The sequence below is a fragment of the Nitrospira sp. genome, assembly GCA_029194665.1.
In the GTDB taxonomy this organism is placed as follows: Bacteria; Nitrospirota; Nitrospiria; order Nitrospirales; family Nitrospiraceae; genus Nitrospira_D.
On sequence record JARFXO010000002.1, the window covers coordinates 761,375 to 782,239 of the forward strand.

Genomic DNA, 20,865 nt, shown 5'->3' on the forward strand with positions numbered 1-20,865 from the left:
GAAGGGAATAAATCAGACCTTCCTTACTCAGTAGTCAGGAACTAAGGGAACAGCAACACGAATGAAACCCGCATAAAATAAGGTCAACGGTGATAACGTGTTATGCAACTTACCGTCTTATGAGTAAGATCAGTCAGCTCGGAGCGCCTTTGGCGCGACGGGTGATTGGCTGTCGCCACCAGTGGTGTATTCATAGGCGCCGATATCAGGGGCACTTCCTTGGGGGCGAGGAGTGCCGTTGAAATCTATTTTAACTGTCGCGAGAGACAAGCCGGCGTCGATGGCCGGGCTTCGTGCGGTCAGAGCAAAATTCGGCGCTACCGGAACCGTGGCTGGCGCATTGACAAACCCAGGAACACCCTCATTCACCATATTGTTCAACTGGCTATAATTGACTCCTTCAGTTGCCCCCGTCGCGCCGAAACAAGCTATTCCACCCGACCCGCTCGCGTAGCAGAGGTTGTTGCTAATTGTAACGCCTGTCCCACTCATTCCTGTAAAAAATACGCCCTGTCCACTGGTAGGGCGGCCCGCCTGTTGATTCTCGTATAAGATGTTGTTCTCAATCCGAATGTTGTTAGAATGAGATCCCCACAGCAGAATTCCTGGACCATACGACTGATACGCTGAGACATTATGGGCAATGATCCAATTCGACGCGCCGGAAAATTCTGGCCCCGGATGGCGCGTTGTGCTGTAGGACGAACTTGATGAACCGTTGTGTTGAATGCCAACTGCTAAGTTGTCATAAATAATGTTGTTCGTGATGGTGTAGCTATCGCCGTGCATATACATACCGTGCGTTTGATTGCAAACCGTCGTACCTATTGAAGTCAACTCACCATTGGCGCATCCAGTAAAATTGCCATTATGACTGATGATATTTCGATCAAACAGGTTATGGTGCCCTCCGATTCCAAGAATACCTTGACGATTGTCATGAATCCAATTCCGTCGGATGACGGAGTTGTACATGTTGTAAAATTTGATTCCTTCGTATCCGTTTTTAATCTCGAATCCTTCAACGGTTATATAGCCCATCGCAACCGTCTGACCTGATGCGTGTAGAATGGTGATGGTTTTACCAACTGCCTGGTTGACAAAATCAATAACTGGCGATTCACCGGGATAGTTCAGGAGCTTGATCGGAGCGTTCGCTGTGCCGGATCGTTTGAACCGGATAACCGATTCGTTGTATGTCCCATCCCTCACATAGGTCGTGTCGCCGGCGGCCATGGTACCCACTGCGTAGGCCACCGTCCGCCACGGCTTGGAGCTTGTGCCAGGATTGCTATTGTTCCCGGTGGTGGCGACATAGTACGTAGCCGCCTTGCACGCAACGGTTGATAGGAGAGTACAGGCCAGGATATAGGCACCGAGTGCTTGCTTGAGTCGAGGCATGTGGAGTCTCCCCATTAGATATATTAATATAATACACGTAAATGCTAATCCTCAATACGCTGGGTCCGAGACGATGTCTTGTGCGGTAACCGTTAACGAGGGTCAGCATCATGCAAGCAACATCCGCAACTATCATACCACGAGTAATTCTCGTAAGTTGGCGAAATATATACAAGAAAGTGCATGATCTTTTTCAAGCTGTTCAAAAGTGTTCATAGACCCTAAGTGATGCGATCATCTCCCAAAAACTGGATCCACGTGAACGGGAAACCTGTGCCAGCCTGACGGCCTAAAGGTAGGGGGGCATGAAGAAGGGTATGTTTTTGGAGGAAGCCGATTGCGACGGCCTTATACGATACCTGGGTGCTTATGTTCCGATCCCGGAAGTGACCAGGCGTTACGGATCAGTGAGGCCACCTACTATTGAGTGTGACGGAAGCAATATGGGTAGATGGTGGTGGAGATGCTGCGGCTTCGACAGCTGGAGGAGTCAAAGCGCCGCAGCCACCGGTAGACATGAGTTCAACTCTCGGGCCCCCCACTCGCATCGTGGTCCTCCTGTGCTGAGTGTTCTTAGAGGATAACACCAGGGCAGGACTCATACCTGTAACTTCAGACTCAAGACACCAGGGGCAGGCATTCCGCATGAGGTCAAGAGCCATCGAGAAATCTGATCGACTGATGGCTGGCCTCAATTTAAAGATTTGCGGTTGACTCCGAGTGTTGTCGGCGTAGTGGGTGGTTCGACGTCGCCACCAGGGCTGTATTCATAAGCACCAATATCAGGGGTATGTCCTTGGGGGCGAGGAGTGCCGTTGAAATCTATTTTAACTGTCGCAAGAGGCAAGCCGGCGTCGATGGCCGGGCTTCGTGCGGTCAGAGCAAAATTCGGCGATGCCGGAAGCGTGGCTGGCGCATTGACAAACCCGGGATTGCGGACATTCACGAGGTTGCCGGATTGTGTGTAATGGACCCATTCGTTCGCCCCAGAGCCAAGAAAGACCGTACTGCCAGGGGAAGTCGCGTAAGCGAGATTGTTTCTAATCGTAATCCCAGTGCTGGTCGAGGATACGAAGTCAATCCCCTGTGCAAAACCAGATTGGTTGACGCTGTTCTCATAGAAAATGTTATTCTCAATCCGCGCATTCGTGCATTCAGAACCCCATACGACGATGCCACCTCGGTGATTTTGATACGCAAAGGTGTTGTTGGCAATGATCCAATTCGCCGCACCAGCAAACTCCGGCGCCGCATGCCTCGTCTGGCTGTAAGTAGAGGTGGACGAGCCGTTATGGGTAATGCCATAGGCCAGGTTGTCATAAATGAGATTGTTCGTAATGGTGTAACTATCACCGTGCATATACAGGCCGTGCTGCTGATTGCAGATCGTCGTACCAATTGGAGTCAGTTCCCTCGCCGCACATCCGGCAAAATTGCCATTGTGGTTGATGATATTTTGATCAAAGAGATTATGGTGACCACCTTGCCCCATGATTCCTTGACTGACGTTGTGGTGAATCCAATTCCGTCGAATGACTGAATTATGTAAACTGTGGAACTTGATCCCGTTATATCCATCCCGGATTTCAAACCCCTGAATCGTAATCCAACCCATCGCTACATTGGTGCCAGACGAATGTTGGATCAGAATACGGTGAAATTGAGTTTTGTCGATAAAATCGATGATGGGGGATTCTCCTGGATAGTTCAGGAGCTTGATCGGAGCTGCTCGGGTACCGGATCTCTTGAATTGGATCAACCCTTCATGGTACGTCCCGCCCCGGACATAGGTCATATCCCCAGCGGCCATGGTATTCACCGCATGGGCGACGGTCTGCCACGGTTGGGCTTCTGTGCCAAGATTGCTATTGTTCCCGGTTGTAGCGACGTAGTACGTCGTCGCGTGAGTCGCAACGGATGGCAAGAGGGTACTGGCCAGCATCCAGGCACCGATGGCTCGCTTGAGTCGAGTCATCGATGGAGCCTCCTCATAATCTGCAACACGCCGCGTCCGCAGCAATGTTCTGAGCGGTTCCCCTAAAAGAAGAAAATCTAAAAACTTTGTCCCAGTTGGTTCACAATAATTCATGGACTATACACAGTGTACGTGGGAAAAGACACTTGTGTTTCTCAGCTCCATTCCTACACTAGTGTACTGTCGCGTAAATAGCTTGACGTATGATGAGTCATGGTTATCACCTCCACGTTGGAGGTGATCTCATGCGAAGAGCCCCGTCGCTTCAGTTGACGGATGCTGAACGTACACAATTACACCACTGGGCCCGGGGGCGGCGCACCCCCGTCCGCCGGCGGGCTCTGGAAGCGCAGATCCTGCCTGCGACCACTCAAACCCGTCCCCCTGCCGCCACGCACTGGTCCACGCGAACGTTGGCCCGGCATCTGAGCACCACCTGTCAAGGGTCATCCAAATTGCCCCAGTTATGGTCATCGAAAATTCCCCACCCCGTTAGGTTGTCGTTGACGCTTCTTCGACCCGCACAAGTCCGGCTTTGAGTTTCTCCTTCAGCCGGTAGGAATGGCCCCGGATGTTGATGGTGATCGCGTGGTGGAGCACCCGATCCAGGATCGCAGTCGCCAGCACCCGGTCGCCAAACACCTCGCCCCAAGCCCCGAAACTCTGGTTACTGGTCAAAATCATCGGCCCCTTCTCATAGCGGCGTGAGATGAGCTGAAAGAACAAGTTGGCCCCGGTGCGGTCAATGGGCAGATAGCCGATCTCATCAATGATCAGCAACCGGGGAATGGTATAGAGCTTCAGCTTGTCCTCCAGCCGATTCTCCGTGAGCGCCCGAGTCAGCGTAGCGATCATGGCGGCGGCTGTCGTGAACAACACCCGATAGCCCTGGGCAATGGCTTGCAGCCCTAGCCCGATGGCCAGGTGGCTTTTGCCCACACCGGGCGGCCCCAAGATCACGACATTCTCGCCGTGCTCGATGAAGTGGCAGGTCGCCACCTGCTGAATCTGCTTCTTATCCAACGAAGGCTGGTAGCTGAAGTCGAAGACCTCCAGACTCTTGACGAATGGAAATCGCGCCAAACTCGTCCGCATCGCAATGTTCTTCGCGGTCTTGGACGCGACTTCTTCGCCGAGCACCTGGTCGAGGAAGTCGGCATAGGGCAGCTCCTTGACGGCCGCTTCTTGTAAGAGGGCCTCCAGCCGCTCCCGACTCTTCAAGAGCCGTAGGCGCGTGAGTTGGTCACGGAGCCGTTCCAGTTGCGCCGCGTTCATGGCCGCCCCTCCTGCGACGCCGTGCGCTCACACACCGCCTCGTACCAGGCCAGATCCCGCACTTCGACCTCCGGCAAGGCATCGGGGCGAGGGGACCGATCGCTCACCGTGGACCGACGGTGGCGGGCGAGACGCGCACTGGCTCCAGGGCCGTGCTCGGGCTGGATTCGGAATTGGTGCTGGCCCGGGAGCACCGGGTGCGTCGCGATCTCTTGGTCACGGTGAAAGATGTGGACCGTGTCCCCCCGTCGTTGCACTTCAACCCGCTGACCAATGAGCCGGAAGGGCACGGAGTAGCGGTTCGTCGCCAGGCTGACCAAATAGTCCTCGGCCACGATCCGTGAGACGCGCGCCTCCTGCTGGAAGGCGCGCTGGTCCGCCAGCGGGACCAGGTGGTTGCGTTCTCGCGCAAACCGGACGAGTGGCTCCTCATGCGTCGTGCCATGGATGCGGCGGTCGGCAATTGTCGCGGTCCATTCGTCAAGTTGGGTTTGAAAGTCCACCAGATCGACAAACGTTCGTCCCGGCAGAAAGTTCCGTTTCAGATATTTCACGCCGGATTCGACCTTACCCTTGGTCTGGGCCCGATAGGGCCGACACACGCGCGGCTCAAAGCCCCAATAGTCGGCGAAGGCTTTGAAGGTGGGATTCCAGAGCCGCCGCCCCGTCTCATCCGCATAACAGACGGTTCGCGGTCGGTCATACAGATGCTCTCGCGTGTGGCCACCGAAATGCGCAAAAGCCCGTTCATGGGCCTCGAGAAACTGCGCCAGCCGCTCATCGGCACAGGCGTAATAGAACCCACGTCGGCTGAACCCCAACGTCAACACGAACACGTGCACCACCGTCGGGCCGGCGCGGAAGGGCACGGTGGCTTGGCCCCAATCAATCTGACTCTGCTGGCCCGGCGGTGTCTCAAAGCGGAGGAGGGCCCGCTCCGCCTGCAGCTGACCCTCACGCAGCGGCGCCACCCCTCGCTTCACCGTCTCATAACTGCCGATGTACTCGTGGCTCGCTCGCAGTTCCTGATAGAGAATCCGCGCCGAATAATTAACCTGCGACGCACGGGTCCGCACAAAGTCGGCATGGGCGGTCAGCAGCGTCTCCGTCATCGCCGCTCGGCGATAGGGTTGCCACGTCGTCTGCTGCAGACTGCGCCGCACGGTCTTCCGATCCAGGTCCAACCGCCGCGCAATCCCTGAAATGGATCCCCGCTCTTCATGACGCAACCGTCGAATCTCCGCCCACCGCTCTTGATCCACCATACATACCTCCCGAGTGTGGTCTACCTGGGACGGTATGATCGTTGTCTCCTTGCTATCGTCAAGTTCCATCACATCCCTCCTTCGGTGAGAGGGTGGGGAGAATTCATTGACCACATCTGGGGATTATTGCATGACCGCTGACACCAACCCCACCCTCGTGCAGCGGGTGTGGGATGCACATGGCCTCAAGCCCCATCTGGTCCGTTCCTTCAAGCTCAGCCGGGATCCCCACTTCAAAGAGAAAGTGGCTGATGTCGTGGGCTTGTATCTGAATCCGCCGGAGCACGCGCTCGTCCTCAGCGTGGATGAGAAAAGCCAGATCCAGGCCCTGGACCGCACCCAGCCAGGCCTCCCGATGAAGAAAGGCCGTGGTGGCACCATGACACACGACTACAAACGCCACGGCACGACGACGCTCTTCGCGGCACTGAGTATGCTCGACGAAACGGTTGTCAAGACCGAAGTTGGTTGTCCACAAATCACCGATGTGAGATGTCCTCTTTCCACCGATGAGATTGTCCGGTCCTTAGGGTTAGGCTGAGGCATCGGTGGTTACCTCCTCGGGAGCCGGGCTCAGCGGGCGGCCGAAGAGCCCGGCCTTCTTTTTCTCCCGCAGCCGGTAGCTCTCCCCCTTGATGTTGAGCGTCGTCGCATGATGCAGGAGCCGATCCAGGATCGCCGTCGCCAGGACATGATCGTTGAAGATCTCGCCCCAGTCCGCGAAGCTCTTGTTGCTGGTCACGATCAAGCTCCCGCGCTCGTAGCGACGGACGAGCAGCCGGAAGAACAGGCTCGCCTCTTCCCGCGACAGGGGCAGATAGCCGACCTCATCCAGAATCAACAGGCGTGGATAGGTGAACTGCTGCAGCGTGCGCTCCAGTCGGTTCTCGTGCCGCGCCCGGATCAGCCGACTCATCAGCGTCTCCAACGTCAGAAACAGCACGGACGCACCCACTTCGACGGCTTTGATCCCGAGCGCGATCGCCAGATGGCTCTTGCCGACGCCCGGCGGGCCCAACAGGACCACGTTCTCGGCCCGTTCGACGAAGCTCAGCCCCGCCAGCTCCCGGACCACCTTGCGGTCCAGTGAGGGTTGGCACGCGAAGTCGAACTGCTCCAGCGTCTTCACCCATGGGAACCGCGCCATCCGCAGCCGCATCTCAATGCCCCGCTGTTGGCGCCCGCGCCATTCCGCGTTGAGGGCCCGGGCGAGGAACCCTTGGTAATCGAGGTCGCCTTTCGCCGCCTGCTCACAGACGCCGTCGAGTTGGGTGAGCAGATGTGTGCTAGGCTCGAAAAAGTGGACGCCTTCAACCTACAATGAGAGGTCTGGAGGTGTGAGATGGAACAGGTGCCGCGACAGCAGTATACAAAGGAATTCAGGGAGCAGGCAGTGCGGCTGGTCCTGGAACAGCCGTTGACGATTCCGGAGGCCGCCAGACGCCTGAGCATGTCGGGCAGGACGCTCGAGGGCTGGGTGTGTCGAGCTCGGCAGGGCCAGCTCGCGACGCTGGGCGAGAGCCGACGGCCCGTGACGGAGCTGGAGGCCGAGGTGTCTCGGCTCAAGCGCGATCTCGCTGAAGCGCGGATGGAGCGGGACATCCTAAAAAAAGCCACCGCGTACGTTGCGAAGGCGCAGCTGCCCGGTACGCGCTCATGAGGACGCTGCGTCTCCACTACCCGCTGAGTCTGTTGTGTCGAGTGCTGGAGGTATCCCGAAGCGGCTACTATGCCTGGCAGCATCGGCGGCCGTCGAAACGCGCCCAGGAGAATGTGCGGCTAGAAGTGGCGATCCAAGCTGCCCATGTGCGCACCCGGCACACGTATGGCCCGGAGCGCCTCCAGGCGGAATTGCGTGCGGACGGCTTCCCCGCCGGGATTGGGCGCATCAAGCGGCTACGCAAGAAACTGAGCCTCCGTTGCAAGCAGGTGCGCCGGTTCACGACCACGACGGATTCGAAGCACGCGCTGCCGGTGGCGGAGAATGTCTTGGCCCAAACGTTTGTCGCCACGCGCCCGAACGAGACCTGGGTCACCGATATCACATATATCCCCACGGCAGAAGGGTGGTTGTATGTGGCGGGGATCAAAGATCTGTATACCTGTGAGGTAGTCGGGCATGCGATGGAGGGCCGCATGACGACGGACTTGGTAAGGCAGGCGCTGGTCATGGCACTGGGGGCGAAACGTCCGCGCCCGGGACTGATCCACCACTCCGATCGTGGCTCGCAGTATTGTGCCCAGGACTATCAGGATCAGCTGCGGCAGTTCGGCCTGATCCCGTCCATGAGTCGGAAGGGGAACTGCTATGACAACGCCCCGATGGAGAGTTTCTGGGGGACGCTGAAGAATGAACTGGTGCATCATCGTCGCTACGAAACCCGTGAGCAGGCTCGGCGCGAGATCACGGAGTATATCGAGCTATTCTCTAACCGGCAGCGGCGACATTCTCGACTCGGGAATTGCTCGCCCGCGGCATTTGCCCAGCAGTGGGCCCGTCAGCAGTCGGCGGCGTGAGGCTGCGACTCATGGCGTCCACTCTTGACAACCGGGGTCAATGTTCCATCTTGAGCCGATCGAGGAGGACGCTCAGCTCCATCATGGCGTCACCTCCTCATACACGGCCAGGGGCCGCTGTTCGACTGCCAGCGTCTGAGCCCACAGAGCCGCATGATGAGCTGAGATGGTGACCCAGCCCGGCTCTCCCGAGACCACCCGGTGGGTCGCCACGCGTCGCTCGCCGTCATAGACAACCAATTCGCCTTCGAGCGTGAGCCGAATCTGGACAGAGCGGCCTGCCAGCTGAGCCGGGACGCTGTAGCGACGACCACGGACGTCAATGTAGGCATCCCAGCTCACTTGCCGGAGCTCCTGATAGGCGGTGTCGTACCGCACGGCCGACAAGGATCGTAACGTGGGCGCCTCGCGGGCAAACCGCTCAATCACGATTTCCTGCACGGTCCCGTGACAGCGCTGGTCCGCCTCCTCTCGCAACCACTGTTCGGCGAGCTGATTGAGATGCGCCCAACTGTCGAAGGCGCGATACCGAACAAAGAAGTGGTGTTTCACATAGCCCACCATCCGCTCATCCTTGCCCTTCGTCTGTGCGCGGGCGGGGCGGCAGGCGCGGGGCACAAACCCATAATGGCCCGCCAGGTCCACAAACCGTGGATGGAACCGAGCAGGACCGCCTCGCGGATGCAGGAGGACGGCCGCCTTCTGATTGTCCACCAGGACCTCCTCCGGGACGCCGCCGAACCACTCGAAGCTTCGGATCAGCCCCTCATAGGTGTGCTCGGCGTCCTCGCGGTCCGTGCACCAGAAGTGGAACCGCCGCGAGAAGCCCAGCGTATTGACGATGAAGTGGACGGTCGTCTCGACGCCGGCAATCAGCGTGCGCTGCTCGGCCCAATCGCTCTGGAGCTGCCGGCCCGGAGCCGTCTCAAATCGCACGGTGACGCGGCTCGCCCGCATCGCCCGCTTCGGCCGGATGTAGTCCCGCAAGATCGAGAGCTGTCCGGTGTAGCCCTTGGTCTGCAACTCCCGAAAGATGACCACCGCGTTCCAAACCCCGTCGGCTAGGAAGCGGTCAATGTCGGCTCGATAGGCATCCAGCTGACTGCCCCGCCGACTCGACCGCGAGGCTGGAGCTCCACCCCGCGCCAGCGTGCGGCGCACCGTCCGAGGATGCACTCCCACCTGTTTCGCGATGTCGCACATAGAGAGTCCCCGTTGTGCCAATGCCTGAATCACCATGAAGTCCTCCTTTCGCAGCATCCGTCCCTCCTCCAACTGGATAATTGGTGAAGGGACATGGTCGTCGGTCTTTAGGGGACTTTTCAGTTCGGTGATTTGGTGACGTATATCATCGGCGCTGACAGGAGAGTACGGCGGTAGGAAGAGCAGCGTGGCGCCGGTGGCTGCGATAAGCTGCGCCGTCTCTGGCGATTTGTGAAAGGTTGCATGATCGAGTATGACGAGATGCTGGGCATTGAGGCGTGGGCACAGCCTTGTTTGCAGCCAGGTGTTGAAGACCACTGTATCGCATGTGCCTTCGAAGAGCAGCGGTTCTTCGAGTCGCCCGTCCATACGGGCGGCAATCAGCGAAGTCCGTGGCCGTCGATGCCCGGAGACCAGACCGTCCACGCGTTGGCCCCTCGGCGCATACCCATACCGCCGCGCCGTCGAAGAAGCAAAGCCGCATTCATCGATATGGACGGGCCGTTTGCCGCGGCGAAAGAACCGTTCCCGCAGGCGCAGGAACCGTTTTCGTTGCTGCGGATCGCGTTCTTGGTAGCCCATCCTTTTTTTTATGGGTCAATGCCTGTTTGTGGAGTGCGTTCCAGATGCAATGCCGGGACACCTGGAAATGCCGCGCCCGTTCCGCTTGTGTCCAATCGGGATGAGCCTCCACATGACGGCGCAATTGCTCCCAATCCAGCTTGTGGGCACGGCGAGGACCGGGGCGCTTGTAGGTTACGCCGCCAGGCTTGAGCCACCGGTACACGCTGGCCTCACCCACCTTGAACCGCCGAGCCGCTTCGGCCTTGCTGCCGCCGCTGCGCACAAAATCCACCACCCGTTGACGCAAGTCTCCTGAGCATCTCATGCCCCCATGATCGCCCAAATCGCTCCTCATGTCTATCGGTAATTGCGGGCGTCGCTATAATTCAGTCCGGTGCCTACTGATTGTGCTCCTGCGATTGGAACGATCGTTTGAGGACCCTGGACGTGCGAGAGCAGTGGAGATTCCGTGAAAGAAGAGAATCCCTGGCACAACGCGACTATCCTGAGCCGACGCCAGGGCGAGGCTCTGTTGGATACACGCCGCCCATATTCGTTTGTGAAGGCACAGGTGTACCGCTCTTGATTTCTTGGACATTGACATGGCCATATCCTGTGGGTCGCGTCGCGTGGCGATCGTCATGTCTGGGCCGACGGTGTGCGTCGAGTAGTCACGACCACCCGGTGACCTGCTAGATTCTCTCATTGATCCACACTCTCATGCAGCGGTCGGCGTCGCCGGGAACTCGTGACACACTTGAGCCGGTGCGCGCAACCCATGCCGCTCGACCAGCCACTGTACATTATAGATGAATAAATGAGTAGCCAGCCGTGGAGGGCATGGCACAGGTCTTCGGCGGTCTGGAACGTTCGCACCAACCGGAACTGCTCCTTGAGCGTCCGGATGAACCGTTCCGCGACCCCGTTCCCTTCCGGAGCCCGCACGAACGCCGGACTCGACGTCATCCCGAGGAAGCGGAGCTCGGCCTGAAAGTCCGCACTCATGTCCTGACGACCATGATCATGCCGCACCGGCACACCCATTGCGATACCGACCGAGTACGCGTCGAACTGCGGTCGTACGCCCTGGCAAATCGGCTCCAACGCCCCGAAGCGGCTCACCCGGGTCGCCGCATGAACCCCGACGCCTTCAAGGCGTACAATGATCGATGGCCACGAAGCCGTCCTCCAGCGTCACCGTGCTGGTCGCATCGATACCCCACATCTGCTTGGTCGTGATGGTCTCAGCTTGGTGCCGAGGCCCAAGCACCCGCTGTGCGTGGCTAGGGGCCAGGAGCTGGGCCTGCCGCATGAGCCGCTGGATGTGGTGTCAAGGATCACCCACACCATGTACCTGGTTATGGTCACCAAAAATTCTCCACCCAGGTAAATCACCGGTGACACCTTCTCGATTCGCACGGAATGCCTATCCATAGAAGGTAGTAATCGCCTCAACAACCTCGGCCTGCTGCTCTGCGGTCAGTTCGGGGTAAATCGGAATCGCTACGGTCTCCTTTGCTGCCCGCTCCGATTCCGGGAAGTCTCCTTCCCGGTGCCCCAAGTAGAGAAAACACTCCTGCAGGTGGAATGGAACCGGGTAGTAGATCTCGGCACCAATTCCTTTCTGCTTTAAATGAGCTACGAGCGCATCTCGCTGCTCGACTCTGAGCACAAATTGGTTATAAATGTGATAGTGCTTAGCGCCAGACTTTCGGTATACGGGCTCTGGTAATTTCACTTTCCCATTCTGTGTGAGGCCGCTCTGCTTGAAGAGAGTCTCGTATCCAATGGCATTCTCCTGCCGTCTTTTTGTCCACCCATCGAGATAATCGAGCTTTACGTTCAGGACCGCAGCCTGAATCGTATCGAGACGAAAGTTCCCTCCAATCCTCTTGTGATAGTACTTTGGCTTGCTCCCATGGACTCGTAGGACCCGCATCCGCTCCGCGAGATCTGGATCGTTGGTGATGGCCATCCCGCCATCGCCTAAACATCCAAGATTCTTGCTCGGGAAGAACGACAGGCAGCCGATGGTCCCGATACTACAGGCTCGCCGCCCGTCATGGTATTCCGAGCCAATGGCTTGGGCTGCGTCTTCGATGATGCTCAGATTGTGCCGCTTGGCGAGATCCATAATGGGAGCCATATCGGCGCATTGTCCGTAGAGATGGACCGGAATAATCGCCTTGCTTTTGGCTGTCAAACCCGACTCAATTTTGGCGGGATCGATGTTATAGGTGACGGGCTCGATGTCTACAAGTACCGGCTTGGCTCCCAGTCGCGCGACTGCACCGGCCGTGGCAAAAAATGAATAGGGCGTCGTGATGACCTCATCACCAGGACCAATGCCGAGAGCCATGAGGGCGACTAAGAGGGCGTCGGTGCCGGAGGTCACGCCGATACCATACTTACTCTGGCAATAGGTGGCCACACGTTCCTCCAGCTTGCCCACATCCGGACCGAGAATAAAGGCCTGGCTCCGGAAGATCTGCTCCAGCACCGCCATGATTTCCTGGTGAAGCGGCTCGTGATGTGCTTTCAAATCAAGTAATGGAACACCCATGAAAATCTCCTCGGTTAAATGCTAGATTGCCTTCATGCCAGTTTATTCAACGTGAACTGCCCCTCACCGGTTGGATAGGATAGATTCTTGCCTTCGGTGCGTCGATACACGCGATTCAGAGAAGCGACAGCTGAACAACATCGCTTAAGGACGTACGTGGTCGCGCATCGAAGCTCCTAGGTCTTGTAACACTAACGCAAGCCCTCGACGATCAACGCGAACGTGATGAACGCGACAAACATGACATCGAGTTTTTCAAACCGTGTGAACATGCGCCGAAATCCCTTGAGCCGACGGAACAGCCATTCGATCTCATTGCGTCGTTTATACAAGGCTCGATCGTATTCCCATGGCGTGAGGCGATTGTGCTTGGGCGGCACCACCGGTACATACCCTCACTCCACGGCCAGTTGCCGCGTCTCATCGCCTTCATACGCCCGATCCATCACCAGGTGGATCGGACGTGGTATGCGTCCGAAGCGTTGCAACAGCATTCGCCCCTCGGGTGCATCGTGGGCTTGGCCGGGGGACGGAGCAAACGTTATGGCCGTTCGAGCATCCACGGCAAGCAGATGAATCTTGGTCGTCCATCCGCCGCGGGACTGACCAATGGCTTGCGGGCCGTTTTTTTAACGCCCCCGTGCCATCTGGATGGACCTTGACGATGGCACTGTCCAAGGCGACGGCTTCGATTCTCGCGCGGATGATCTGTGCGTGCTGTAACTGGGCAAAGACGCGATCCAGCACCCGCTCTTCGACCAACGATTCATGCGGGTATAGATGGTGTGCCAGTTGCCGAATCGCTTGGGTAGACCGCGCCATTTACACCCCTGTTCGGCAACGTACAGAATGGCGTTGGGCACATGCAGATTGTCGAGCGTCACGTTGCCTCGTTGCCTCGGCAACCACGGTGCGATGTGGCGATACTGGGCGTCGGTGATTTCCATGTCCGCAGTATCGCATAAAATGGTCATTAGTGTTAACAGGACCTAGGGAAGATCTGATTAGGGCGTGTCATCAATAGTTTTCCGGGTTCACAAGGCAATCTGGCTGTGATTCACTCTTCGTAGGCCGAAGGAGGGGCCTGCGGATGGTGAGACGATACGGGTTGCGTGATGACCAGTGAGAGAAAATCAAAGGCATGCTGCCCGGCCCTGACGACACGGTGGGGGTGACGGCCAAGGATAACCGGTTGTTTGTCGATGCGGTGTTGTATCGGTATCGCGCGGGGATCCCGTGGCGAGATTTGCCAGAACGGTTCGGGGATTTTCGGGTCGTCCATACGCGCTGGAGCCGAAGCGGCGTCTGGAAACGGGTGTTTGAACGGCTGGCCGCCGACCCCGATAATGAATACGCCATGATCGATTCCACCATCGTCCACGCCCACCAGCACAGCGCGGGCGCAAAAGGGGGGACCACACACAAGAAGCGATCGGACGCAGCAAAGGCGGGCTGACCACAAAAATCCACGCCACCTGCGATGCGCTCGGGAACCCCACCGGCTTTCATCTCACGCCGGGACAAGCGCATGATCTTGAGGGCGCCGATGTGTTGCTGCCCGGCATTGACGCGAATGCTGTCATCGCCGATAAAGCCTTCGATGCCGATGAACGGGTGATTGAACCGCTGCAACACGCGGGCAAAACCATCGTCATCCCGCCAAAATCCAACAGGACCGTTCCACGCACATACGATGAAGACCTCTACAAGGCGCGGCACCTGATCGAGAACTTTTTCGCCAGACTGAAACAATTCCGGGCTATTGCGACACGCTACGACAAACGTGCTTCCAACTTCCTCGGCGCGATCTATCTCGCGGCTTCAATGATATGGCTTAATTGATGACACGCCCTAATTCACATTTCCACTCGGTACTCTGTTCCTGGGCTGGTCCCCAGGACCCCGTCGGCGGGCATCCGTTGCTCCGAGAACCTTGTTGTGGGCCACCACCGTCTAATCGCCCGCTGCCAGCTCCCGGACACATATTCCCTCCGTCTCCGCCAAGAGTCGCCGGCGTGCCACATACAGATTTTCCAACCCGCAACTGATATACAGCCAATGGGTATTCTTCGCGAGCTCCCGGTACCGGACTTTGGCCCAGCCGAAGATCCGTTTGATCACCAAGAGTGCATGTTCGACCTTCGCCCGGACTTTCGGCTTCGTGCAGGTCCGAGCCCGCTCGAGTTCACTCAGCGGCCGATAGCGATGGGCTTTGGTCTGCACGAAGCTCTTGGCCGAGGGAGCATGGCGCTGAATCACGTCATGTTGTCCGCTATACGCAGCATCACCCCACACTCGCGTCTCTTTCCCATGCAGCAACTCCGGTAGTACCTGGCTGTCATGCACATTCGCCGCCGTGGCTGCCACTGAGTGAACCAGCTTCGTCTGGCCGTCCACCCCAATATGCGCCTTCATGCCGAAGTACCACTGCTTCCCCTTCTTCACCTGATGCATCTCCGGATCCCGCTCCTTCGTGCGATTCTTCGTCGAACTAGGGGCGCTGATGATGGTGGCATCCACGATGGTCCCGTGGGTGGCCAGATACGTCCCGATTCGTGCAAAGAGCTGCTTGCCGATCTGATGCGCTTCCAACAGATGACGGAACTTGCAGATCGTGGTCTCATCGGGAACCGACCGCGACCCAGATCAATCCCGACGAATTGCTGCATGGCCCGCGAGTCGTACAACGCGTCCTCCACAGCCGGATCCGACAGGTTGAACCATTGTTGCAGACACTGCAGCCGCAGCATCCGTTCGATGCCCACCGGCGGACGGCCCGGCTCGTCGGCCTTGGGATACACCGGCTCGATGACCGCCACCAATTCCGCCCACGGCACGACACGGTTCAGCTCATCGAGGAACCGCTCACGGCGGGTCGGCTTACGATAGTGCTCGAATGTGACTTCTGCAAAGGTCTGTTGGTGCATGGGCGCGTCTCCCGTTCAGGGCTGCACTCCTCATAGCACATCACCAACGGGGAATAAATCAGACCTTCCCTCAGATTTGCGACTCCCGATGCCTCAGAAACAAGAAGCAGATCGCTCACACTGTCCGTGACAATCCGATTGATTTCCTCCGGCCCCTACGACCAAGTCCAGAACATGTTGCCCATGAGCGGAAATGTTAGCCTCCATCCGCTCGGTCTCCTGGAATTGAAACATGTCCCCTTCGGGCAGGCTGAGCACCGCTCAGCACATTAAGCAGCAGCTGGTGTAGCCGCATGGCAATCTCTTTTCGATTGTACAGTCGCTCTGCAGCACAGCGCCCGGCTCGTCCCAGTTCCTGGCGCAATTCAGGGTTCGAAGCTAGCTTGCGGACAGCCTGTTCGAGGCCTCGCACATCTTCATAGGGAACCACCAAACCAGCTCGGGCATCAAGCACACGCCGAGCCCCCTCCCCTCCGCCGGCAAAGAGAATAGGCAATCCGCTGGCCATCGCTTCATAAATCTTACTGGGCACAGAACCGGGTATTGAAAATTTAAGCACGTGGAATCCCACCTGGGATACCGCCAGCAAGGCAGGAATTCTTTCCTTGGGTAGTGCTCTTAGTAGTCGCACATTGAGCAGATTCTCAACTTCGATTCGGCGTTGCAGGGACTCACGCTCCGCACCCTCACCCACCAGCACGAACTGAACATGGTCCAAATCGCGAACAGCCGCAGCAACATCAAGAACCACACCCAGGCCCTGTGCCATCCCCATGACTCCGGCATACGTAAAGGTGACATGATCCGTAGCCCCCAGCAGAGATTGAGCCTCGTCATCGGCAAATTGGGGACCGAACCGATCAACGTCGACACCGTTGGTAATGACTTCCGCATCTGTCGAGGGACATCGATGCCGCACTGATTCAACGATTTCGTTCGACGTACCTGTCACTAAAGCAGCCCTTTGGTAGTATGACAATTCGAGAGTTTCAGCTCCGGCAAGAATCAGTCGATTCTTGACCACTCCCATATATTTCGCCGATTCGGGCCACAGATCGGAAACATTGAAGACCATCGGCACACCCCAGTGTCGGGACAAGCGGATACCGGCATGCCCGAGGAACAGCGGTGGTGACTCCACAAACAACACATCCGGTTTGGCACACAGCGTTGGTCCCCAACGAACCGCAGATCTAGCAAATGAGAAATAACACATTAGCCGTTGGACGAAACCACTTTGAGCAGGGCGTAGTGGTACTCTCACCACTGAAAGCCGACCCAATGCTTCTTTCACGGGATTTCCAGGGTCGTAGCCTTCAAAGATTCGCCCCGTAGGGTAATTAGGCAGAGCGGTGAGCACTTCTACCTCCCACCCCAAACCGGAAAGCTCCTGCCCAAGCTCAAAGAGACGTGTCTGGGCAGCCCCGATTTCAGGAGGGAAATATTGTGTTAACAGAAGTAGCCGTGGCATGAATTTCTAAATCCCAGCTTGGGCGAACAGTCCTGTACCGACATCGGGCCTTTCATCATTTCTGCTTAAGATATACATAAGATGCATAATGATCGTTCACTAAATTCGTTTAATTACCGCAAGATAGTGTGTATTAAATAAACGGATTCGTTCGAGGACATAACACCCCAGCCATGTATAGGGCGCAAGTAAGCGGCACAACGGCGGTGCCAGCGAGACCCTATGGAGGTCAATATGACAGTCTGGGAATAGATGAACGATCTCACGCTTTCGTATACCTCGCACATCGGGATTCGACGGATTGTTGAGGAGGAAGTCATACCAAAGAATAAAGCCTTCTTCTTTCAGCACACGAAGCATTTCACGAGCGACCATTTCTTTGATGGTAATATCGAGGATAGACGAAAAGACTGTGAACTGTGCAACGAGGTCGAAGCTTGCGGTATTGAACGAGAGCCTCGTAGCGTTGTCGCAGTGAATTTGCATTCCCGGAGGGCTTAACTGCCTTGCTTGGGTCACACGGTCTTGAAGAACATCGACCCCTGTCACATTTTCGGGGTACGCTCCCCATTTGATGAACTGACGAAGCCACTGCCCCTGTCCACATCCAATCTCGAGAATTCTTTTTTCTTGGATATGTTGGAAATCTGTTGCTCTCAAGACAGCCAAGATATCGCGTTCCAGCTCCTGAACCCTAAAGACGTGCGCGTGATTGAACCATGAATATCGGAACGATCCCTGCCGTTTCGCGTAAACCGATCTAATACGCGTCTCTTCCGATTCAAGATCTACCTCGGATTGATCCATCATTGCGCTTCCTTATTTTCTCAACACTTCAGAGCAAGAAGTCAAAAGATATCAAGGTCGGCCGTGGTGTCCGCAGTTTAAAGGTGTGAAGTGCCTCAAGTGCCCAGTATCCGCAAATTGAATTTTTTATTCTTGTACACAGGATCAAAAAATCTAGCAAGGCCCGATGTACTGCCTTAAAACTGTCCCCTTGACTGATAAAGCAACTCCCCGTAGATTGAGGCAACTCAGAAGGAGAACATTCGGGCAGATGAGGTCTCCCTCGCAAACGACGGTACCTCGAGAGTAGAACAGGATGATGGCTTCGGCGATCCTCAACGAAAGGAGTGGATCGGCGAAGCGGTCGAAGTTTAGCGAAAAGCAGATCGTCTACGCCCTACGCCAAGCCGAATCCGGTACCTCGAGTGGCGATCTGTGGCGGCAATACGGGATTGCCGAGCGAACTTTCTAGGCCTGGAAGACGAAGGACGCCCACCTGAGGATAAGCGAATTCCTGCGGCTGCGACAGCTCGAAAAAGAGTACAGCCGGTTGAAACGGCTGGTGACAGACCTCTCGCTGGCCAAACCTATGTCGTCGGATGCACTCCGAAAAAAGTCTGAGGCCCGCTCGCCGCCCACACAGCTCACTCGGGCACCTGGCTCCGTGGGAGTTCGTCCGTCAACGTGAGGATGAACGGATCGTCGAGGAAGCCTCCTGCTCTGGTTAAGAACTGTCTCGTCAAGGAGCCAGCGTCACCGGCCAGAATTGCTCCCTTCGAACTGTATCCTTAAGGGGGGAAATTTACAGGCTGTGTTCATCTATAGTCAGCCTCAAACTGAGAGTACCCGTCGTCTGTTTGCGTAGCCCAATGGACAGAGATTTTCATTCGATGGATTCTGCAATCAAAGTTAATTTCAGAAAGGATGTGTCTCGTATGGACTCTCGTCAGGAAATAACTGTACATCCGCTGCAGCGCCTCGATTATTTCATGGAATGGGGAGGGAAGGCGTGGCAGCATCTCATGACATATGCATTTGAGCATTTCATAGGAAGGGACTTACGGGGCCAACACGTGCTCGAAATTGGCACACGTTATGGGAAAATGGCATGTTTGTTTGCTCTTCTTGGCGCCAAAGTTATTGGCCTTGATTTAAATAGAAAGTCCTTAGCGCTGGCTTGTGAGGAGGCAGCAAGATTGAAGGTCTCAGATATGACCTTATTTGTTCGAGACGTAGGTGATTTGTCAACTGTGAATGCTAACTCCTTCGATGTGGTGTTCTCGAAAAGCGTCTTGGTCATGGTTCCGGACTTGGTCCGTTTCCTCGAAGAGGTTAAGGAAAAGCTAAAGCCTGGCGGGAAGATTGTGTTTTTGGAGAATGCGAAGGGATCTTGGTGGGTACATCTCCTCCGCACGTTCCGACATGGAAAATGGGACCATAAGAAAGCGCGGTATTTTACTTCAAACGAAATAAGATTGATCTCAGAAGTTTTTGATGGATTTGTCGTGAGAAGTTGGGCGTTTCCCCCAGTTGTTCTCATGATGGGGCACAAACCAAAGCCGGTTAATCTTCATGCGGTACAGTCTCATATCGGGGCAGTATGCCTTGCTCACTCCGTACCGGGAGGTCATGTCAATAGGTGTGTAAATTGAATCAGGCGGCGACCTCCTGGTGGATGACCTCGGGTGTCTGCTTCCTTCCGTCGACAATCGGGACTCCAGCATAGATCAGGGGCAATAACTCCAGCGCATTCAAGCGCCGGAACGGCTGTTCTGCGACCTGCAAGACTTTCCAGATCAAGGTGGTCGCCGACTCCACGCATTTGAACCGCTTGCCCGCCGTCGTCCGAAGCCGGACCGACGCAAACGGCGATTCCACCACATTGGTGGTCCGCAAATGCCGCCAGTGCTCCTGCGGGAAGTGATAAACCTATAAACGGCAGTTGAAGCAGCGGCAGGCTCCGGGAGAGCCTTGCTGGGATCGGAGGGACGGGAGATTTCTTCGCACGAAGGAAGTCACCCCATGGGTGAGGCGCTACACAAGGTCGGAGCGGGACAGAACGGGGCGATCGCGCTAGATACGTTCGGGGGACGCATCCATGTCGAGTGGGATCCCGCTGTAGCCGTCACGCCGCTTGGCCAACTCCCCTTTTTCATCGAGTTTCTCAAAGTGAGCGGTCTGTTTGAAACCTGGGTGGCGGACTGCCCGCTGACATTGTGTCTGAATCCGCCGGAGCACGCGCTCGTCCTCAGCGTGGATGAGAAAAGCCAGATCCAGGCCCTGGACCGCACCCAGCCAGGCCTCCCGATGAAGAAAGGCCATGGTGGCACCATGACACACGACTACAAACGCCACGGCACGACGACGCTCTTCGCGGCACTGAGTATGCTCGACGAAACGGTCATCGGCGACTGCCTGCCGCGCCATCGGCACCGAGAATTTCTCCGGCTCCTCAAGAAGATCGATGCGGAGACGCCTGCGGCTCTCGACCTGCATCTGATCCTGGACAATTACGCCACACATAAGCATCCCACCGTGCGCCGGTGGGTGCGGCGGCACCCACGCTTCCACCTGCACTTCATCCCGACGTCGAGTTCGTGGCTCAACACCGTCGACGCTGGTTCCGCGACCTGACGGAGCGGCGCATTCGCCGTGGAGGCTTCCGCAGCGTCCCGGAGCTCATTCAGGCGATTGAGGAGTATCTCCGCCACCATAATAGTGCCCCGAAACCGTTCGTCTGGAAAAAATCCGCGCAGGAGATCCTGGCGAAAGTGCACCGAGTCAGGATCTCCCCGGATAAGACAAGAACAGCATGAAACACTACACTAGCTCGACCCGAGCGGCGTGATGGTAGACGTGACAGGAAGGAATTTCCAAGGATTCCAGAACTATCAAAGCACGATCCTGTCTTTCCCCTC

General features: G+C 56.7%; 17 protein-coding genes and 4 pseudogenes. 5 read left to right on the forward strand and 16 right to left on the reverse strand.

Annotation, left to right across the window (positions count from 1 at the left end):
* Positions 1 to 129: 129 nt before the first annotated feature.
* The 4 genes from P0119_09165 to istA (P0119_09180) all read right to left on the reverse strand — a co-directional run bounded on the left by P0119_09165 (position 130) and on the right by istA (P0119_09180) (position 5,916).
* Positions 130 to 1,401, reverse strand: coding sequence for a right-handed parallel beta-helix repeat-containing protein (locus tag P0119_09165; GenBank protein MDF0666228.1), 1,272 nt, complete (start codon positions 1,399 to 1,401; stop codon positions 130 to 132).
* 691 nt (positions 1,402 to 2,092) lie between these two features.
* Positions 2,093 to 3,376 carry a right-handed parallel beta-helix repeat-containing protein gene (locus P0119_09170; GenBank protein MDF0666229.1) on the reverse strand — a complete coding sequence of 428 codons (1,284 nt, stop codon included), beginning with the start codon at positions 3,374 to 3,376 and terminating at the stop codon, positions 2,093 to 2,095.
* Positions 3,377 to 3,868: 492 nt separating this feature from the next.
* Positions 3,869 to 4,651: an IS21-like element helper ATPase IstB gene (istB, locus tag P0119_09175; protein ID MDF0666230.1), complete on the reverse strand. Its 783-nt coding sequence runs from the start codon at positions 4,649 to 4,651 to the stop codon at positions 3,869 to 3,871.
* Positions 4,648 to 5,916, reverse strand: a complete 1,269-nt coding sequence (gene istA, locus P0119_09180; GenBank protein ID MDF0666231.1) for an IS21 family transposase — start codon at positions 5,914 to 5,916, stop codon at positions 4,648 to 4,650. Before istA (P0119_09180) ends, istB (P0119_09175) begins: the two co-directional genes overlap by 4 nt.
* Before the next feature lie 157 nt (positions 5,917 to 6,073).
* Here istA (P0119_09180) and P0119_09185 point away from each other — a divergent pair.
* Positions 6,074 to 6,370 (forward strand): annotated as a pseudogene (locus P0119_09185) (IS630 family transposase).
* A gap of 78 nt (positions 6,371 to 6,448) precedes the next feature.
* Here the strand turns inward: P0119_09185 and istB (P0119_09190) are convergent.
* On the reverse strand, positions 6,449 to 7,195 hold the full coding sequence (gene istB, locus P0119_09190; protein ID MDF0666232.1) for an IS21-like element helper ATPase IstB: 747 nt from the start codon (positions 7,193 to 7,195) through the stop codon (positions 6,449 to 6,451).
* A 63-nt stretch (positions 7,196 to 7,258) separates the two neighbouring features.
* Between istB (P0119_09190) and P0119_09195 the strand changes: the two genes are divergently transcribed.
* A protein-coding gene (locus P0119_09195) for an IS3 family transposase (protein ID MDF0666233.1) occupies positions 7,259 to 8,433 on the forward strand; the annotation gives its coding sequence in 2 pieces (ribosomal slippage) (positions 7,259 to 7,535 and positions 7,535 to 8,433; 1,176 coding nt in all).
* Positions 8,434 to 8,514: 81 nt separating this feature from the next.
* Here the strand turns inward: P0119_09195 and istA (P0119_09200) are convergent.
* The 7 genes and pseudogenes from istA (P0119_09200) to P0119_09230 all read right to left on the reverse strand — a co-directional run bounded on the left by istA (P0119_09200) (position 8,515) and on the right by P0119_09230 (position 13,710).
* Positions 8,515 to 9,693, reverse strand: coding sequence for an IS21 family transposase (istA, locus tag P0119_09200; GenBank protein MDF0666234.1), 1,179 nt, complete (start codon positions 9,691 to 9,693; stop codon positions 8,515 to 8,517).
* Between the two features lie 162 nt (positions 9,694 to 9,855).
* Positions 9,856 to 10,218, reverse strand: a pseudogene (locus tag P0119_09205) (transposase).
* Positions 10,121 to 10,525 carry an IS630 transposase-related protein gene (locus P0119_09210; GenBank protein ID MDF0666235.1) on the reverse strand — a complete coding sequence of 135 codons (405 nt, stop codon included), beginning with the start codon at positions 10,523 to 10,525 and terminating at the stop codon, positions 10,121 to 10,123. Before P0119_09210 ends, P0119_09205 begins: the two are co-directional and overlap by 98 nt.
* Before the next feature lie 377 nt (positions 10,526 to 10,902).
* Positions 10,903 to 11,322 (reverse strand): hypothetical protein, encoded by a 420-nt coding sequence (locus tag P0119_09215; GenBank protein MDF0666236.1) that lies wholly within the window; start codon positions 11,320 to 11,322, stop codon positions 10,903 to 10,905.
* Positions 11,323 to 11,350: 28 nt separating this feature from the next.
* Positions 11,351 to 11,512, reverse strand: a complete 162-nt coding sequence (locus tag P0119_09220; GenBank protein MDF0666237.1) for a hypothetical protein — start codon at positions 11,510 to 11,512, stop codon at positions 11,351 to 11,353.
* Positions 11,513 to 11,626: 114 nt separating this feature from the next.
* Entirely contained in the window at positions 11,627 to 12,763 is a 1,137-nt protein-coding gene (locus tag P0119_09225) for a DegT/DnrJ/EryC1/StrS family aminotransferase (GenBank protein MDF0666238.1), read from the reverse strand.
* A 191-nt stretch (positions 12,764 to 12,954) separates the two neighbouring features.
* Positions 12,955 to 13,710: pseudogene (locus tag P0119_09230) on the reverse strand (IS5 family transposase).
* Between the two features lie 194 nt (positions 13,711 to 13,904).
* Here P0119_09230 and P0119_09235 point away from each other — a divergent pair.
* Positions 13,905 to 14,605 (forward strand): IS5 family transposase gene (locus P0119_09235; protein ID MDF0666239.1). Its coding sequence is split into 2 segments (ribosomal slippage): positions 13,905 to 14,180 and positions 14,183 to 14,605, totalling 699 coding nucleotides; the frame shifts between segments, so codons are not numbered across the junction.
* A gap of 111 nt (positions 14,606 to 14,716) precedes the next feature.
* On the opposite strand, the gene P0119_09240 is transcribed toward P0119_09235, so the two are convergent.
* The 3 genes from P0119_09240 to P0119_09250 all read right to left on the reverse strand — a co-directional run bounded on the left by P0119_09240 (position 14,717) and on the right by P0119_09250 (position 17,971).
* A protein-coding gene (locus P0119_09240) for an IS5 family transposase (GenBank protein MDF0666240.1) occupies positions 14,717 to 15,690 on the reverse strand; the annotation gives its coding sequence in 2 pieces (ribosomal slippage) (positions 14,717 to 15,402 and positions 15,402 to 15,690; 975 coding nt in all).
* A 196-nt stretch (positions 15,691 to 15,886) separates the two neighbouring features.
* Complete coding sequence (locus tag P0119_09245; protein ID MDF0666241.1) at positions 15,887 to 17,161, reverse strand: glycosyltransferase family 4 protein; 1,275 nt, start codon at positions 17,159 to 17,161, stop codon at positions 15,887 to 15,889.
* A 99-nt stretch (positions 17,162 to 17,260) separates the two neighbouring features.
* On the reverse strand, positions 17,261 to 17,971 hold the full coding sequence (locus P0119_09250) for a class I SAM-dependent methyltransferase (protein MDF0666242.1): 711 nt from the start codon (positions 17,969 to 17,971) through the stop codon (positions 17,261 to 17,263).
* A 911-nt stretch (positions 17,972 to 18,882) separates the two neighbouring features.
* Between P0119_09250 and P0119_09255 the strand changes: the two genes are divergently transcribed.
* Positions 18,883 to 19,599 (forward strand): methyltransferase domain-containing protein, encoded by a 717-nt coding sequence (locus P0119_09255; GenBank protein MDF0666243.1) that lies wholly within the window; start codon positions 18,883 to 18,885, stop codon positions 19,597 to 19,599.
* A gap of 1 nt (position 19,600) precedes the next feature.
* On the opposite strand, the gene P0119_09260 is transcribed toward P0119_09255, so the two are convergent.
* Positions 19,601 to 19,843 carry a hypothetical protein gene (locus P0119_09260; GenBank protein ID MDF0666244.1) on the reverse strand — a complete coding sequence of 81 codons (243 nt, stop codon included), beginning with the start codon at positions 19,841 to 19,843 and terminating at the stop codon, positions 19,601 to 19,603.
* A gap of 324 nt (positions 19,844 to 20,167) precedes the next feature.
* Here P0119_09260 and P0119_09265 point away from each other — a divergent pair.
* Positions 20,168 to 20,763, forward strand: a pseudogene (locus tag P0119_09265) (IS630 family transposase).
* Positions 20,764 to 20,865: the final 102 nt, after the last annotated feature.

Bases quoted from the DNA above. Each gene is read 5' to 3' on its own strand.
- P0119_09225 (MDF0666238.1), bottom strand. From the start codon at position 12,763: ATGGGTGTTCCATTACTTGATTTGAAAGCACATCACGAGCCGCTTCAC.
- istB (MDF0666230.1), bottom strand. From the start codon at position 4,651: ATGAACGCGGCGCAACTGGAACGGCTCCGTGACCAACTCACGCGCCTA.
- P0119_09220 (MDF0666237.1), bottom strand. From the start codon at position 11,512: ATGCGGCAGGCCCAGCTCCTGGCCCCTAGCCACGCACAGCGGGTGCTT.
- P0119_09170 (MDF0666229.1), bottom strand. From the start codon at position 3,376: ATGACTCGACTCAAGCGAGCCATCGGTGCCTGGATGCTGGCCAGTACC.
- istA (MDF0666231.1), bottom strand. From the start codon at position 5,916: ATGGTGGATCAAGAGCGGTGGGCGGAGATTCGACGGTTGCGTCATGAA.
- P0119_09250 (MDF0666242.1), bottom strand. From the start codon at position 17,971: ATGATGGATCAATCCGAGGTAGATCTTGAATCGGAAGAGACGCGTATT.
- P0119_09255 (MDF0666243.1), top strand. From the start codon at position 18,883: ATGGACTCTCGTCAGGAAATAACTGTACATCCGCTGCAGCGCCTCGAT.
- istA (MDF0666234.1), bottom strand. From the start codon at position 9,693: ATGCTGCGAAAGGAGGACTTCATGGTGATTCAGGCATTGGCACAACGG.
- P0119_09245 (MDF0666241.1), bottom strand. From the start codon at position 17,161: ATGCCACGGCTACTTCTGTTAACACAATATTTCCCTCCTGAAATCGGG.
- P0119_09210 (MDF0666235.1), bottom strand. From the start codon at position 10,525: ATGAGATGCTCAGGAGACTTGCGTCAACGGGTGGTGGATTTTGTGCGC.
- P0119_09165 (MDF0666228.1), bottom strand. From the start codon at position 1,401: ATGCCTCGACTCAAGCAAGCACTCGGTGCCTATATCCTGGCCTGTACT.